The sequence below is a fragment of the Pseudomonas tremae genome (genome assembly GCF_001401155.1).
Lineage (GTDB): Bacteria > Pseudomonadota > Gammaproteobacteria > Pseudomonadales > Pseudomonadaceae > Aquipseudomonas > Aquipseudomonas tremae.
The window spans coordinates 205,949-221,117 of sequence record NZ_LJRO01000458.1 but is presented as its reverse complement, the minus strand read 5'-3'; the positions used below and the strand labels follow the sequence as shown (position 1 = coordinate 221,117).

At 53.3% G+C, this 15,169-nt stretch carries 13 protein-coding genes; 8 read left to right on the top strand and 5 right to left on the bottom strand.

The annotated features are described in order from the left end of the window. Nucleotides 1–81 precede the first annotated feature (81 nt). Nucleotides 82–441 (top strand): hypothetical protein, encoded by a 360-nt coding sequence (locus ALO43_RS25200; RefSeq protein ID WP_083492250.1) that lies wholly within the window; start codon nucleotides 82–84, stop codon nucleotides 439–441. A gap of 230 nt (nucleotides 442–671) precedes the next feature. After that, the gene (locus ALO43_RS25195; protein WP_054998304.1) at nucleotides 672–1,694 is read left to right on the top strand and encodes a zinc-dependent alcohol dehydrogenase family protein; all 1,023 of its coding nucleotides are present in this window, start codon (nucleotides 672–674) and stop codon (nucleotides 1,692–1,694) included. A 130-nt stretch (nucleotides 1,695–1,824) separates the two neighbouring features. Here the strand turns inward: ALO43_RS25195 and ALO43_RS25190 are convergent, their stop codons facing one another. After that, nucleotides 1,825–2,949 (bottom strand): metallophosphoesterase, encoded by a 1,125-nt coding sequence (locus tag ALO43_RS25190; protein WP_054998303.1) that lies wholly within the window; start codon nucleotides 2,947–2,949, stop codon nucleotides 1,825–1,827. Between the two features lie 315 nt (nucleotides 2,950–3,264). Between ALO43_RS25190 and ALO43_RS25185 the strand changes: the two genes are divergently transcribed. Then, entirely contained in the window at nucleotides 3,265–4,443 is a 1,179-nt protein-coding gene (locus ALO43_RS25185) for a DUF2252 domain-containing protein (protein ID WP_005886909.1), read from the top strand. A gap of 31 nt (nucleotides 4,444–4,474) precedes the next feature. On the opposite strand, the gene tspO is transcribed toward ALO43_RS25185, so the two are convergent. The 4 genes from tspO to ALO43_RS25160 all read right to left on the bottom strand — a co-directional run bounded on the left by tspO (nucleotide 4,475) and on the right by ALO43_RS25160 (nucleotide 8,084). Continuing rightward, a complete protein-coding gene (gene tspO, locus ALO43_RS25180) occupies nucleotides 4,475–4,915 on the bottom strand; it encodes a tryptophan-rich sensory protein TspO (protein ID WP_024671553.1) in 441 nt (146 codons plus the stop codon). Nucleotides 4,916–5,269: 354 nt separating this feature from the next. Next, a complete protein-coding gene (locus ALO43_RS25175) occupies nucleotides 5,270–6,283 on the bottom strand; it encodes a GlxA family transcriptional regulator (protein WP_054998360.1) in 1,014 nt (337 codons plus the stop codon). An 89-nt stretch (nucleotides 6,284–6,372) separates the two neighbouring features. Next, complete coding sequence (locus ALO43_RS25170; RefSeq protein WP_223810590.1) at nucleotides 6,373–7,482, bottom strand: hypothetical protein; 1,110 nt, start codon at nucleotides 7,480–7,482, stop codon at nucleotides 6,373–6,375. A gap of 239 nt (nucleotides 7,483–7,721) precedes the next feature. Further along, nucleotides 7,722–8,084 carry a DUF4260 family protein gene (locus ALO43_RS25160; protein ID WP_054998300.1) on the bottom strand — a complete coding sequence of 121 codons (363 nt, stop codon included), beginning with the start codon at nucleotides 8,082–8,084 and terminating at the stop codon, nucleotides 7,722–7,724. A 231-nt stretch (nucleotides 8,085–8,315) separates the two neighbouring features. Here ALO43_RS25160 and ALO43_RS29635 point away from each other — a divergent pair, with 231 nt between their 5' ends. The 5 genes from ALO43_RS29635 (at nucleotide 8,316) to ALO43_RS25140 (ending at nucleotide 14,596) form a co-directional block, all read left to right on the top strand. Then, nucleotides 8,316–8,630, top strand: a complete 315-nt coding sequence (locus tag ALO43_RS29635; protein WP_223810591.1) for a hypothetical protein — start codon at nucleotides 8,316–8,318, stop codon at nucleotides 8,628–8,630. A 436-nt stretch (nucleotides 8,631–9,066) separates the two neighbouring features. After that, a complete protein-coding gene (locus ALO43_RS25155; RefSeq protein WP_054998299.1) occupies nucleotides 9,067–9,621 on the top strand; it encodes a hypothetical protein in 555 nt (184 codons plus the stop codon). Nucleotides 9,622–9,624: 3 nt separating this feature from the next. Continuing rightward, nucleotides 9,625–11,523, top strand: coding sequence for a hypothetical protein (locus tag ALO43_RS25150; protein ID WP_054998298.1), 1,899 nt, complete (start codon nucleotides 9,625–9,627; stop codon nucleotides 11,521–11,523). After that, nucleotides 11,520–12,485, top strand: a complete 966-nt coding sequence (locus ALO43_RS25145) for a TniB family NTP-binding protein (RefSeq protein ID WP_235662577.1) — start codon at nucleotides 11,520–11,522, stop codon at nucleotides 12,483–12,485. The genes ALO43_RS25150 and ALO43_RS25145 overlap by 4 nt, the downstream gene beginning before the upstream one ends. A gap of 146 nt (nucleotides 12,486–12,631) precedes the next feature. After that, complete coding sequence (locus ALO43_RS25140; RefSeq protein ID WP_054998297.1) at nucleotides 12,632–14,596, top strand: TniQ family protein; 1,965 nt, start codon at nucleotides 12,632–12,634, stop codon at nucleotides 14,594–14,596. Nucleotides 14,597–15,169 lie beyond the last annotated feature (573 nt).

Sequence of the window (15,169 nt, the reverse complement as noted above, 5' to 3'; positions counted from 1 at the left end):
GACTCGCCAGCCAGAATGGGTCATCCGGTAACCGGGCACAGGAAGGCCCGGACACCATCATCTTTAGAACGGGCACGCAGCATGATGATCAATAACTCGGACTTGGCCGAAATGCTTCCTTCAGCACTCACGGGTGTCACTGTCGGGGTGGGCGCTCAGGTACTGCTTTTTGGCGACGTCGCCAGCGTAATGATTCAGTGCTCGTTTTTTTGCGAAATCAATGGCGTGGGCAGGTGGGGGCATGGAGAAGATGTGGCCACCAGCCCTTTGTTTTTTGATTTCCTCAATGTCGATGTAGAACGCATTTCAATTGACGAATTTGCCATTTTGACTGTTGCATTCAACCGGGGAATGATCCTTAAAATCTTTCCCGAGAACAATGGACTGGAGTCGTATGTGATCAATACACCAAGCGACATATTCCCTGTCATTTTGTGGTAACGCACAGTCCCGGCGAACAATGAATGCCACTCTCCAAAAACGCTCTACGAGCCCTTGTTTAATGGCGCAGGCATGCGTCACAAGCTGCTTGCTGTACTTGCGACCAAGCCAAGAGCAGGTATGGTGTAGGCAGTAAAGCTGAAGCCGCGCAGCCTTCAGCCAAGCTGTAATGACATTTACGAGGCGCGATACACGTCTGGTTTTGCGCTGATGGTACAAGGATTATTCTAATGAAAGCTTTTCAGATCGGGCTTCAACAAGGCCTGGCTTCTCTGACCCCTACTACTCGCCCCGAGCCGATTGCCGGGCCTGGAGAAGCCGTTGTGGCGCCTCGCATGGTGAGCCTGATCAGCCGGGACGTTCAAATTCTTCGAGGTGTATACGGTCCCATACAGTCTCCCGAGCGCATTCCCATGTCCGAAGGTGTAGGTGAGGTCATTGCTGTGGGCGAGGGCGTCAACCAGGTCAAACCTGGCGACCGAGTCATCTGCGGTCACTTCCCTGATTGGCTGGAGGGCGAATTCCGGACTAGCGTTTTTGCTCATGATGTCGGCGTGACGCATGACGGCTGGCTAGCTGAAAAGCTCGTACTACCCGCAGCTGCACTGATTCGAGTGCCGGGCTCGTTGGCAGACAAGGATGTCGCCGCGCTTGCCTCTGCCGGTCTGACCGCCTGGAACGCTCTGATAGAGGTTTGCAAGCTTAAACCGGGCGAGCTTGTTCTTTGTCTGGGTACTGGCGGGGTGGCTCTGGCCGCGCTGAAGCTTGCCAAGCTTCACGGTGCCCGGGTGGCGATCACATCGTCAAGTGACGAGAAACTGGACATTGCCCGCCAGTTGGGCGCGGACATCACTATCAATTACCGCAAACACCCTGACTGGGCTGCGCAGGTCATGGCCCTGAGCGATAACGCCGGAGCCGACATCGTTGTAGAAACAGGAGGTCAGGACACTTTGGGCCAGTCGCTTGCCGCTGCCGCCGTCAACGGACGGATTGCAGTTATAGGTGTGACGCCCGGCCAGCACTCTCCGATTCCCGACTACCTGTCCCTTATCATCAAGAACGTGACAATCCGAGGCATCGCTAACGGTAGCCGCAAGATGTTCGTCGACCTCATTCGCGCAGTCGAAGCGAACCGTATCGAAACCGTGGTCGCCAAGACCTTCACGTTCGATGATGCACCTGCGGCCTATGCCTATTTCGCAGCGGCGAACCACGTAGGAAAAGTGTTGATCGATTTCGACCGAAGTTGAGGGCAGGGCGCAAAAAGCTCGATACAGGGCGAAGGCTTGAATGCCTTGGTCTATCCGCTCTGTACCGCGTCATTAGTTTGTACCCTGGCCCGGTCGTATACTGCTTCAGTTTATTAGTCTATCCCTCTGACTAAGCGTCCGGCGCTCGTCGAAGGGTGATGCGTGTCAGCTCCGACGGTTTGCCGAGGCGGATGGCAAACCCCGGCCAGAGCGCAGTGCCGTTGTTGACGTACAGTTGCATTCCGGCAACGTCATAAAGCCCTGATACAAAGCCGCCGTTTGCCATTGCCAAAAGTCGATGAATACCAAAAATCATCCCGCCGTGGGTATGTCCGGACAGCTGCACAGCCACGCCTTGAACTGAAGCCGCGCGCGCGTTCCTTGGTTGATGGTCGAGCAAAATGATCGGCGTATCCTTCGCTATTCCAGCTATGGCTTTTTGAACGTCGGGGGCGGGAAACCCTGTTTTAGGTGCAGTTAAATCCGTGACGCCAGCCAGTGCAATTCGGGCACCGTCATGCTCAATGAATGTGTGACTGTTCGCCAGCGGTATCATCCCCAACGAAACGAAGTGCTGCATCCATGCTTTGTTGTCGAAGAAATACTCGTGGTTACCGGGTATGACATAAACGCCATCCGGCGCACGCAGATCACGCAATGCATCGATATCCAGCTTCCTGTTGCTGAGCGAGCCGTCGATAAGATCTCCCGTGATGACAATAAGATCGACACCCAAGGCGTTCGATTCTTTCACCACCGCTTGTGTCCACGGCGCATCAAACAGGCGACTGATGTGCATGTCAGTCAGTTGCAATACCTTATAGCCCTCAAATTGCGGGGGAAGGTTTCTGACTGCGATATCGATATCCTTGATGGGCGGCACGCGCACTGCCTGCTGGACACCGATTGCAGCGAGCAGCAGTGCTGCGACCCCGATGCTGTAACGCACTTTTGCTGGAACAGCCAGCCGTTGGCGCCGAATCAGCATTGTCAGCACTGTGCCGAGGTCGACAATGATTTGCAGCACGGCAAGTAACAGGATCGCGCCAAATGCCCAGTTGAAGAGCATAACCACATAGCGCGGAAATTCCGGCGAGAACACGCTGCCGGAGGAGAACCGACAATACAGGTGATATTGCGAGGCGAGAACAAGCAGCGTGCCGACGGCTATTCGCGACGACAGTGCCCAAGGCATCGGCAATAAATAACGCAGGATAACGTACAGGCAAGGCAGGCTGAACATAACGTGAAACATCAACTCGGTTCCCTGATCATCAGTGTTTGCTTAGTCGCCAATCCGGCTTCCGAGAGTTTTTGTCTCGCGTCTCGAACACGTTGTCTGTGGTGCATTTGTCATTCCACTCATAGATAAACAGGGGCAATCACGCCATACAAAGACCAGACTCACAAGGCCCCAGACATCTCGGTACAACTGCATTCTCATCCGCTGACTCTTTGTCAGGGCAGCATCTCCCGCCGTGCTTGGCGCACAGTGCAATAAATTTGAAATATCTTGAAACATTCCACTGGCCTCGCGAGTCAATGAAATAACTCTCTTCAAGGTTTTCCGATGAAAACGCCTCGCCCCAACGCACGCCATAAACCCCTGACCGATCTGCGCAATCTCAAGATGGCCCGCTCTGCACATGCGTTCGTGCGAGGCAACACCGCTCAGTTTTACGAGTGGCTCCACAGCCAGTCAGGCAGACGTTTGCCCAGCGGCCCGCCGGTCTGGATTTGCGGCGATTGCCATGCCGGTAATCTGGGGCCAACGGGAGATTCAAAAGGGCGCATCGATATGCACATACGCGACCTTGATCAGGCTGTGATCGGCAATCCTGCTCACGACCTTGTGAGGCTGGGACTGTCGTTGGCGACAGCTGCGCGCGGCTCGGACCTGCCTGGGGTCACGACCGCTCGGATGTTGGAAGAGATGATGCAAGGCTACGAAGAAGCCTTTTTGGGCGACGGCGATGAAGAGCCTGATCGCCCGGTACAGGTAAAAGCCGGGATGCGCAGCGCGGTGCAGCGTACGTGGAAGCACCTTGCCAAGGAACGCTTTGAAGATACTCAACCCAGCATTCCGCTGGGCAAGCATTTCTGGGCACTGTCGCGTGCAGAGCGCGATGCCATTAAAGCGCTCTGTTCGACGGCGGAAATTCATGCGCTGGTGACATCGCTAAAGGGCAGGTCTCAGGACGACCGAGTGCAATTACTTGACTCTGCGTATTGGGTAAAAGGCTGTAGCTCTCTTGGCCTGCTTCGCTACGCGGTATTAATGGGCGTGGGTGATGAAGATGATCAGGAGTTCTGTCTGCTGGATATCAAGGAAGCGGTCGCCGCCGCTGCTCCGCGTACTGCAAGAGCGCCTATGCCCAGAGACAATGGCAAAAGAGTAGTGGAGGGTGCCAGGCATCTTTCGCCCGGCTTGGGAAGTCGGATGGTGGCTGTAAGAATGCTGGATCACTCGTTCTTCATACGTGAACTGCTTCCTCAGGATATGAAGCTGGAACTTGATGAACTTACCCAGCAGGAGGCTATGCAGGCAGCCGCATACCTCGCGAAAGTGGTAGGCATGGCGCACGCCAGGCAGATGGACCTGGCGACGCGCACCGCGTGGATCCGGGATCTGCAAACAAATCGATCCCAGACCCTCGACGCTCCCTCCTGGTTATGGTCAAGCGTGGTTCAACTGGTCGGTAGTCATGAGCAGGGCTACCTGGAACATTGCCGGCGCTATGCGCTATAGCGCTTTATCCCTCGTTCAAACGGAATGGCAATTATCGATTGTGGCGCAGAATGGAAAAGTTCAGCGCCGCAGCTACCGAGAGCCACACCAGATACGGGAATAAAATCAGCCCTGTAACGATATCCAGCTGCAACGCCATTACGATCATTGTGGCGACAACAATCCATAGCAAGACCAGAATCACCATTGCAGCTACAAGGCGGTTTGCGCCAAAAAACACCGGCGTCCACAACGTATTCAGCGCAATCTGGGCAGCCCACAGCGCCAGCACGGTCTCGCTGCCGGGGATCAGGGTCAAGCGATAGCCTGCCCAGGCGAGGAGCAGATAGATCGTGGTCCATGCCACTGGAAATGCCCAGTTCGGCGGAGTGAAAGCAGGTTTCTTAAGGGACTCGTACCATGCGCCTGGTTTGAAGATGATGCCGGTTGCTGCTGCGGCGCAGCAGGCTAGAAGAAAGATATAGAAGGTCATGTGTCATCCTGAGCGATAGCGATGTGGTGGAACGATCTGGTACGGCTTCTGCGAGCGACGCTCGCCTAGCGCTTCTCCATTTGTACCGATGAGCCGTTATCGGGATTATTTTTCGTCCCCTGCTCACTGTCAGAATTATCAAAGCACCCCGACAAGGCTACAGTCACGGATAGGATTAGAAACAGCGTTTTTGGGGTTTTCTGCATGTTGCAAACTCCTGTGGTCGACAATGTCTCTGATGCCTCACCTCTTCGCGGGTTCAACATCAATCAGGCGCGAAGCCGGGGATAGCCGGATTTCAAAGCGGATCCAGCCTGGAGCGATGTAGCAATTTGTGCTGGTTGAGGAGATGCGTTAAATGGCGTGCCGACTTTCCTTGGAAGGTCGGTAGCCGAAGTAAGAGCTGTAACACGTGCTGAAGTGGCTCGGTGAGACGAAACCACAGGCGACTGCGACCTCTGTGAGAGAGAGATCGGTGTGCTGAATAAGGCGACGGGCCTCGGTTATACGTAACTCTAGATAATAGCGCTGCGGCGTGGTGCCGAGTTGCTCCTTGAACAGCCTCTCGATCTGACGCCGGGACCGTCCCGCATAAACGGCCAATTGTTCCAGTTCCAGAGGTTCCTCAAGGTTTGAGTCCATCAGTTTGACGACCTCCCTCAATGGAGCACTGACGGACAGATGCCTTGACGGTTTGATCCTGCGATAACGAGAGGCTTCGAAAGACAGAATGTCCTCGATGCCCTCAACCAGCTCCTTATCATGCAGGCCCTTGATCCACTCCAACACCATCTGAAATGCGCCGACCGGGCTCGAAGCAGTCATTCGGTTTCGATCCAGCACATAGGCCTCACTGGTCACATGGGTGATTCTGGATATCTCGGCCAGCGCAGATCGGTGTTCGGGGTGAATGGCACATCGGTATCCATCAAGAAGCCCGGCAGCGCCCAGGAACCATGCGCCATTCCATAAGCCGGCCAGAATCACATCGCATTCCGAAGCCGTGCGAAGCAGGGCCGTAAGAGATGGATCGATTTTGAGCTCAGTCCTATAGCCGCCGCAGACGACGAGAAGATCAAGCTCCTTGAGTTCGCTGACATTTAGAACAGCATCGGGACGGATGATCAGCCCCAGATCGCTCTGAATTTCATGCTCGGTCAACCCGAACGTTCTGGATGTGAAAAGATTAGGCCTTAGCAGGTTCGCGGTGACCACGGTATCCAGGGCCTGGGTGAAGGCGGGCAGTGAGAAGTTCTGAAGCAGCAAGAAACCAATGCTGGCCTGGGACGGTATTTCTCTTTCGTCATTGTCCAGATAGCGGAAATTTTTGCGCAATGTTGTACGGCTGAATTCTCTTCTCTCGACCATCTTCTCTTCACCTGAACATCGCAGCAATCGCATAGCTAATGAAAGTCCTGCTGCCACTGCGCGCCGCTCATGTGCCCGCACTGGCTGGCTTATGGAGCCGTCCCTGGAACGGCTCGGTATACGGCGACCTGATCTGAACGTACAGTTTCTTTCAGTACGTAAGTCGCCCCCTCTTTGATGTTGATCTCCCAGTGTTTGTTCGCTTTCGATGCTTTTGCGTTAAAACCTGACTCAGGCACGTTGTCGAAGCTGTTGTATCGATACAGGTTGTACGCCACGCCTGGCTTGAGCCCCGAGACAGTGACGTTCAAGTTCAGATTCGCGGAATCAGGACGGCTATTGGAGTTTTCATCCATCGCCGGTTTTTCTTCATTCACATCGGTGGTGAGGCGAACCGGAAGCGTCTTGCCGTCCCGGTCGATAATCCCGGTGATGGCCACGCCATAGTTTTTTCCGCCGCTGGATAATGAATACACCGGTCGATTCTCGTCATTGGCTTCTTCTCGATTCGCCTGAAATGCTCCGAAGTTAAAGCGGTAAAGATAGGCCGGCTTTCTATCGGGCGACCAAAGACCGTTATCGCTGAATGTAATGGCGTCATCAGCGTAATAGGCAGCAGGTTGGGTAGCGGGTTTGCTAGACGATACTCCAATGACGGGAACGATATGGTCGTATTCACCATCGCCTTGGCTCCCATTTTCATTTTCGAACTGAGAAAAATTCTCGTAAACGCCGATGATGACCGGGTAACCGACCAACACATTGCCCTTGACCCATGCCAGGAATTCGTTTGCATTCGCCATAATAGGGCTGTTCCACTCAACAGCTTTCAGGCGCATTTTAGCGGCAGCAGCCGCATCGTTCACCCCCAACAGTAACTGACTTCCACGCTTGGATTGCCTGATGTTCGGGCTTGCGATTGCGCGGGCATCGAACTGTGAAACGTATTGGCCATAGTAAAGGCTGGCACTGATGAGCGCCGTTTCACCGCAATAACCATAGTTTGCTTCCCATTGAAGGCGTGGGGGAATGTCGTTCATTTGGGTGCCGCTTTTTGTCGCGTTTATACCTGTCGAGTTGGGGTGCGGGTTTGCTGCATGGGCTATTGAGAAAGGCGCACACAGTGTCAAAGCCATTAGCAGGCACAGAGGTCCTGGGGGAGTGCAGTGGCTTTTCATGAGAATGCCGAAGTCAAACATTTTTATCACCTTTGCTGAGCGGATCAAAAAGCGGGGTATTGACCAGTATTGAATAACCCAACGTGTCCACCAATCGTGAGGTGTCTCCAGGTCACACCCCCGTCGTTCCAGCGGTGTTGCAGGCAATGGATTTCTCCCGCTCAAGACGGGCGATCCGTGCTTCGAACTCCTGAATTTTTTGCTGCCCGGGCGCGGTGCTCGTGCGCTTAGGAGCGAACCATGGAAAGGCTGCCTACTTATCAACGACCGATTTTACCTAGGTGGGTATAAGTGAAGCCTTGTGGTAACTTCAGGCCATAGCCGAGCATTCGATCAAAACCAGCGTGCGCCAGCCATAGAGCACCTATCGCGCCTAATTCAGGGGTTGACCATATCATTCCAGCCGCAAGTAAAGCAGCACCGGACGCATACAAATGAAGGGTGTTATAGCAGTAAGCCCCAACTCTAGGGCCTAATGCATACACCGGGAGGAGTTGCTGACGGTTCTGATGCTTGCTCATGAATATCAGGCTTCTTGGGGATTTATCGCGCGGGGTAGGGTAGGCGCGGATGAGGCGACTGGCCAGGCCATGCTCGCTCCAGACATCTTGAGCATCGGTCATTCATAATCTACTCATCAGTGGTCAGCGGTAACTTGGTTGCATATCATTGGGCAAAAAATTTAGGTTGTACCAGTCGGCCTAACGGTCATAAAACACGTCGTTTAGCAGGAGCCACATGGACGAGCTAAGAGTTTCAGCCACCCCCACTGGATAGTGACTCATCGGCGAGATTCACGTTATGACGGGTATTTGATAATTTCGTCTGAAGAGACGGCTTCAGGTCTCAGCGATTTGAGCGACGAAGCCATGTCATCTCTAGGTTTAGTGATGAAAACCTCGGAACGTCTGCTGGCAAAGGTTTATTCCCCGTACAAAGTAATGTTTTACAAATTGGGATTTTCTCTCGGTTTCAACGCGCATTTTCATGTCGCTCCAGTCTCCGAAGACTTGCTCACAGAAATTTCAAAACACCCTGGTTATTCCGACAATCCTGACGGTAATGACACAATCGTTTTTCTGAGTCGAGAATACTGTGAAAGAACTCTTACAGCTTGCGAAGCAGAAAAACAGTTATCGGCGGTTCATTTGCTCAGGGCCTCTCTGTGACTAAGTGTAGTGGTGTAACGATTTCGGAGTTGGGTGAGCCAGCTCCAGCAGGAGCGCAGCGGAGTAACGCCTCAGAGCAAAGCCCTGACGCCCGAGGACGCCCGAGCAGCAGAAAACTCAGGAGCTGAAAGCGCTGCATTCCATTTTTTACCAGCGCTCACATTAGGTTGGTGAAGGCGGCCACAGATCTGTCCAATTTCACTTATCTCCGGCCGTTCCGTAACCCATTGAAATCCCGAAACTAAAAAATTAGCTTTCACTAAACTCCGACAATTTTAACCAAAAAAACGGTGATAAGTGAAACGTAGTCTATATAAATCAATAGGTTACATATCTCCGGTAATTTGGACAAGCGGTCTACACCGCTGGCCACCTGCGTCTATTCTTTCCTCCAATAGCTTTCCGACCATACCGGTCGCTACCTTGGAGTCGAGCAATGACCTACGTAGGGGCTTTCGCCAATTCGGACATCCACCCAGATCTGCTGATCGTCACCAGCATCCACAAGCCACCTCGCGAGGCAGTTCGCCTCTGCAGGCTTTCCGATGGTCTCCGGCTTACGCTGCCCCCTTCGCGCGTGCGTGTCATTCCTGACGGTACCGGTGCGTTTGAAGAGCACATGGCTGTTGAAATCAAAAAGGCTCGGAAGCTCTTCAGCTCTCTGGTTGCTCCAGAAGCGCCTCAGAGTGGGGGGCATTCTATGTATGAGTACCTCGAAATCACGTCCTTGGCTGACGCCAGCTATCGGCTTCCTGCCGTAACTACGTACATCATCCAGCATGAATATAAGATGTTTTCCCATCCTGAATATTCCGTCGCCAATTGCTGGAGACATATCTGCGCACGGTGCGACCTATTGGGCCTTCCGCGCCCAACGCTCGGTTTTGTGCGATCGCGATTGGGGGTCTACCGCGACCATCTGTTTCGGGCTCAACTGGGGCAGTTGAAAGGCGATAAATACAGCACTAAAGTCAAGCTACGGCAGCAGTGACCGATGGAATTCAACGTCGGCGAGCCCGTGTTCAGCAAAGATCGCAGTGGCCTTTTCACGGTTACTGAATACGACGTTGCATCGGACAGCTATATCGTCCAGGCCTCAGACAGGCTGACACCGCCTTTCCTCGCTCCACGGGGTAGTCTGGAGAAAATTAATTCAGAGGCTACAGATCGTATACGAGTTCAAACGCTGGCTGATGCCGAGCAGCGAGCGAAAGAGGACAGCGAACCCAAACCAGCATCCCGTTACACACCTGAGCAGATCTTGGTAGCTAAGGCGAGAGAGCGAGTCATCAAGCCGTTGCATGAAGCTGACGAGGTAACGAAAGAAGATAAGCTGCACGCAATGACGACGCTAGACGTTAAGTTAACAATTCTCAATGAGCTCTTAGCGAAATATCGGCAGTGGCCCAGTTGGGAATCGCTTATTCCTGGCAAACCAGGGCGACGCAAAGGCGATACCCGTTTTGATAAGGATATCGAAGACATCATAGCTACTGCTATCGTCGAGGATCATACTGGCCCAGGTGGGACAGTAAAGGCTGTCATAAATGGAGTTCGTGCTCGCTGTTTGCAACGTAATCAGAAAGCCCCGGCAGATGCGACCATCCGGAGACGATACGCCCAGATTTCAGCTCGCCAGGCTCTTGCTAGCAACAAAGGAGTGAAAGCTGCGCGAGATAAGTTTGATACATTCGACAGTGGAGTCTTGACCACTCACGCTCTGCAGATTGTCCATGCAGACAACAGCCCGCTAGACTGTCACGCCGTGGATCCTGAAACTGGAGAATGGCTCGGTAGACCCAACCTGACGATAATTGTGGATGATCATACTCGGTCATTCCTAGGGTTTTCGCTTTCGTATCGATACCCATCCAGAAATACTCTTGCTGATGCTATGTTGATGGCCGTAACGCCTAAGGCCGACCTGCTTGTAGAATTTGGACTTTCGGGATCGTATTTCTGGATACAGTACGGCGCCGGAGAGCTCTATCGTGTCGATGGCGGCGGGGATTTGAATGCAAAAACTGTTTTAGCAGCGCTAGCTAAACACGGTATAGAGCCTGACAATCGAATGCGCCCCCAGAGTGGAGGAGAGGTCGAGCGAGGATTCGGCAAGATAAATCCTTTATTTATGCAAAGATTAAAAGGTGCGATAGCCTCCAATCGAAAGATTGCACGTGGCGAAGATCCCCAGTCTACGGCGACGTATAGCGTTACTGACTTATTCATACTAATCATAACTCAGATTTGTATTTGGCATGAGACTCCCGGAGATGGCTTTACTCCAAACCAACTGTGGATAAAAAGTTTTGGAATCCAGGATGGGGTGATAAAAGCTCCAAGGACTGTGAAGGATCCTCTTCAGTTTAGAATAGATGCCATGCATGAGCGCTATGTAAGAGTTCGGCGTGAAGGGATATTAACTTTAGGTCTGCTTTATAAAGTTGGGCCATACAGAAATAAAGTTGGCGCGCGTGTCCGGGTCAAACTTGACCATAACAACCTAAGGCGTGCCTGGGTTGAGTTTGAAGATAAATGGCATGTAATAGAACTGAAGAATAACGAGGGTATCGACAAGAGTCATCCACTCTATGTTCCAAAAACGATGTGGGAGTGGAATATCAAGCGAAAGTCTGGCCTGCCCCGGGGCGAGGTGACCGATGCTGGACTGCACATGATTAATGATCAACGAGATCTGATGAAAAGCCTGGTTACTGATAGCGAGCGGAGAAGGCTCGAAGAATCAGCTGCTCTGCAGGAGCGTGTGGCGTCTACGTTGCTCCCTACAGGCCTCGACAACGCTACAAAAGGTGCCGGCGACAAAAAACCTGAGGATAGCGCTCAACGGCAGCGCGGCCCAGCCCCTCCGATGATGGGAGATGATGATCTATGAATCACCTCAATGAAAGGACTCAGCAACTGTTGGAATTGCCTCGCGAGGAGAGGGCGCTGGCCTGCATGCGCGAGATTTTCCTGCTGCACCCTACGGCGATGGCGGCTGAACAGAGTGTCCAACGGTTGTTGTCTTTGCCTCGTACCACCTCTAATCCCGGCATGTCCTTGGTCGCGCTTCCTGGTCTCGGAAAATCTTCATTGGGTCAACGGTGGCAAACGCAAAGCTCCATGCCGGAATCCAAGTGGGCGGGAAAAGTAATCTACATCGATCTCGTCAAGAACATTGCAAACCTCAACATCATGAAGCTCTTCCTGGCCGAGATTGGTACCAAATTCTATAAAAGAATCCTTAACCAGTCGTATCGGGACGCAGGGATAGCGCAGAGGCTGATCAGGGAAAACAACGTGCGCGGCGTGTTCATCGATGAGATCCCTCTGGTAGAACAGACGTTGTCGGAGAAGCGGATGAACCGAGAGTACGGCGCTATCAAAGGCTTTGCTGGGGCCGACTGGCAGCTAAATGTGATCCTGAGCGGGACACCTAAAGGGCTGAATAAGGTCTATGGGGAGGACGACACGTTGAAGTCCCGATTCAACCTCAGGGTGGCCACGCTCTCACCATGGGACAACGATTATGAGGGCGAGTCGTTCATTCGAGGCTATTTGTACTACATGCCCCTGATGCAGCCATCAGTCGTGAATAACACTCTCCTGGCCAATCTGAAAAAGAACGCCACGACAACGGCCTTGGTCGATGGAGCGTACATCACGTACTGCTCCCGCCGCGCTCTGAGAGATATCTTGGCGGAGGCTTGCCGTATGGCGGTGGAGAGTGGGCAGGAATACATCAATGCCGACAGCATTCTTCACGCCTGGAACAGCATGCAGGGCAAGACCGATGCTCTGAAAAAACTGGAAGTCCGAGAAGTCCCGGCGCAGGGGGTTATTCCCGCCCCCTAATATGAACCCACATCAGCGCTGTCATCCAGATGCCCCGAGCAGATTCAGCAGGACTTCTGCTCGCGACCGAATTTACCAGTCAGCGGGTTCGGTGGGCTCATACAGCCTCAACAAGAGCCAGAACAAGCTTCACGAGGACTCAATTTTTGGTCAGGCACGACACCCTTGAATTTTGGTCTGATGACTCTGGCAACCAAGAAGCGCTGAATGACTGCCTTGAGCTCTTAACCTACCAGCGTGAGCTGGGGGTTCTTGGTCGACGAGAAGTGCTGATGATCCTTGCAGAGCCTGGTTGCGGAGCCACCGCCTTTGCTAGGCAGCTCAACTTCCGACTGGGGGAACGGGGGCAACGGGTTCTACTGATGAACAAGGTCTCTGTCCTTGATCCTGGCCGCTTCAAATCCAATCTGGACGTCTCGCTTCAGATTCACGAAATTAGCAAAAAGGCTGGGTCTACCTCGGCCAGCCTGCATCGCTTGCAGCGCGCTGTATTGGAAGCCCGGCATTACGACACCTTCATTGTTCACGACCTTGAGAATTACGGGAGCGATGAGGTTGATCAGCTGACCAATGCGGCGGCTATTGTCGAGCTTATTCGAGGTAGCCCCGAGGCCAGATTCGTGCTCATGGGTGTTCCCGATACGGCTGAATGGATGAAGGTTGCGTTGAGAGATGCCAACATCGAAAGCAGAACGTTGCACCTGCTGCCGATGCCCGCTGACGCGCGGTTCGGTCACTTCATCACGAGTCTGGCTTTACGTCTCCAGCCGCCGTGCCCAGTAGAACGTATAGATGAGATAGATGTTGCTGCAGTGCATGCGACGTCGAAAGGGAAGGTAGGACATTCAGTAACGACACTGATGGAGCAGATCGTTGATCTCTCAACCGGGACATCAACCAATCACCACGTAGGGCGCCAACATCAGTACGTAGCCGAGATTGCGTCTGAAACTTACCCCACGTGGGTCGAGGCCTATGAGGAAGATGAATCGGTTTCCCGCGATCATGGTAACGCAGTAGGTCATACAGGAAGCGGTAAGCAGGCACCTGTCATCGCATCGAAGCCATTTTTGACGGATCTGCGGCATTCCTTTCCGGCCATCGACAACGAGTCTTTCTCCTCCTGGGTAGCGAGACTCAGCGCGGTGGTGACGCACAGCTCTGAGTACATGCTGGTTGAAGAGCTCATTGAATTCTGCAGTAAGGGCGGCGCCGACCCTGACATGCAATTCGGCAATCTTGAGCTGCTGCGATCGCTGAGCGTGGCAGATCGACTCTACCTATCCGAGCAGTTCAGAACAGCCGTGGCTGAGATGATCCCCTACCGGCAGGCTCTAAATTACTGTCCAGGGTGCTTCACATCCGATCTCGCAGCGGGTGTGAGCCCGGCTTGGCGCCTTGAGTGGCGACAGGCGCGACGGTGTGTATGTTTGCGGCACGATGCGCCCGTGATGCTCGAGAGACTCGGTACGTCGGGCTTCACGCTCTTGGACAAGGCCTGGCGGGCTTTCGCGGAGTACATCGACAGCCCGGCCTCCAGGCTCACGACCAAATTTCCCCTTCAGCACTCATCCTCCAATCAGGCGGAGAAGGACAGCGATCGTCTTGTTGCATTGACGGCCAAAGTCCAATGTTGGTTTAAAGGGCTATCGGCTACGACTTCGCCTTCCGCAGATGCCGCAGAGTTCTTGCTCGCATGCTGGCTCCAAGACTCGAGCGAGACTGGGGCTCAAGGGTTTGCACGTTCATACTTTTTCTCCCATACATCAAAGCCCATTTCCGCGACAAAGCGTCAGCAAGGTAAATTGTCAGCTCAACTTATGCCAGACTCATCGCGGCCTCGTGATGTCGCGGTTGCCTACTGGATGCTGGGAATAGCATTCAATGTAATTGACTCAGTCGACGCGGATTTTATAAGAGATACTACTAGGCCATACTCCATTCCTTTCCCGGTTTCCCGCGATGAGGTAGGTTTGTTAGGTTTGCTTGCACTTAATAAAAGGCAGAAGAAGTGTTACCTGGCCTTGGCAGAAACTAAGCTTAGCGAGCAAGAGTTTGAGAGTGTCGTTTGGGCCCTTAAAATTAAACCTCGGCGCAAGCGCAGGTATTAAAGCGTAGGCCATGGCGTGCGAACTCAACTTGAAGATCATCAACTGTAAAGTTATGAGATGTGGCGTCAGCCCAGACCGACTTCGATTAATTCTTTGACCACCTCGATCGCGAAGCCAATCGCGCTACCTCTGAAATCACTGAAGCGATCACGGTTCATCTGACACTGAGTCGCCTTGGCACTGTGCCAGGCGCCCGCTGCGAACCTGGCACAGTGAGAGGGCTGCTCTCACAGACCGACGAGCATGCCGCGATCGTGAACCTCGCAGCAGGTTTCCAGCGCACGCCCCGAGACCAAGGATGACGTCGTTTTAGCGTGATATTGAGAGTGTTGGACGTCCCCATCCTGCGCCAGGTTCGGCTTGCTCACGTTTGACTTCGACTACAATCGACATGCCAAGCAGGCTGCAAGACGCTGATCTCCCTGGTACTCCCCAGCCATCGCTGCCCAGCACTGTGCCACGCTATCCATGTATCGGCTGCTAACGGGCAGAGCAAGCGGCAATGTTGTCAGATCAATCCAGCCGTCCCAGGTAGCGTGATATGTGCTATTTATCAATCTATTGATAAATGGC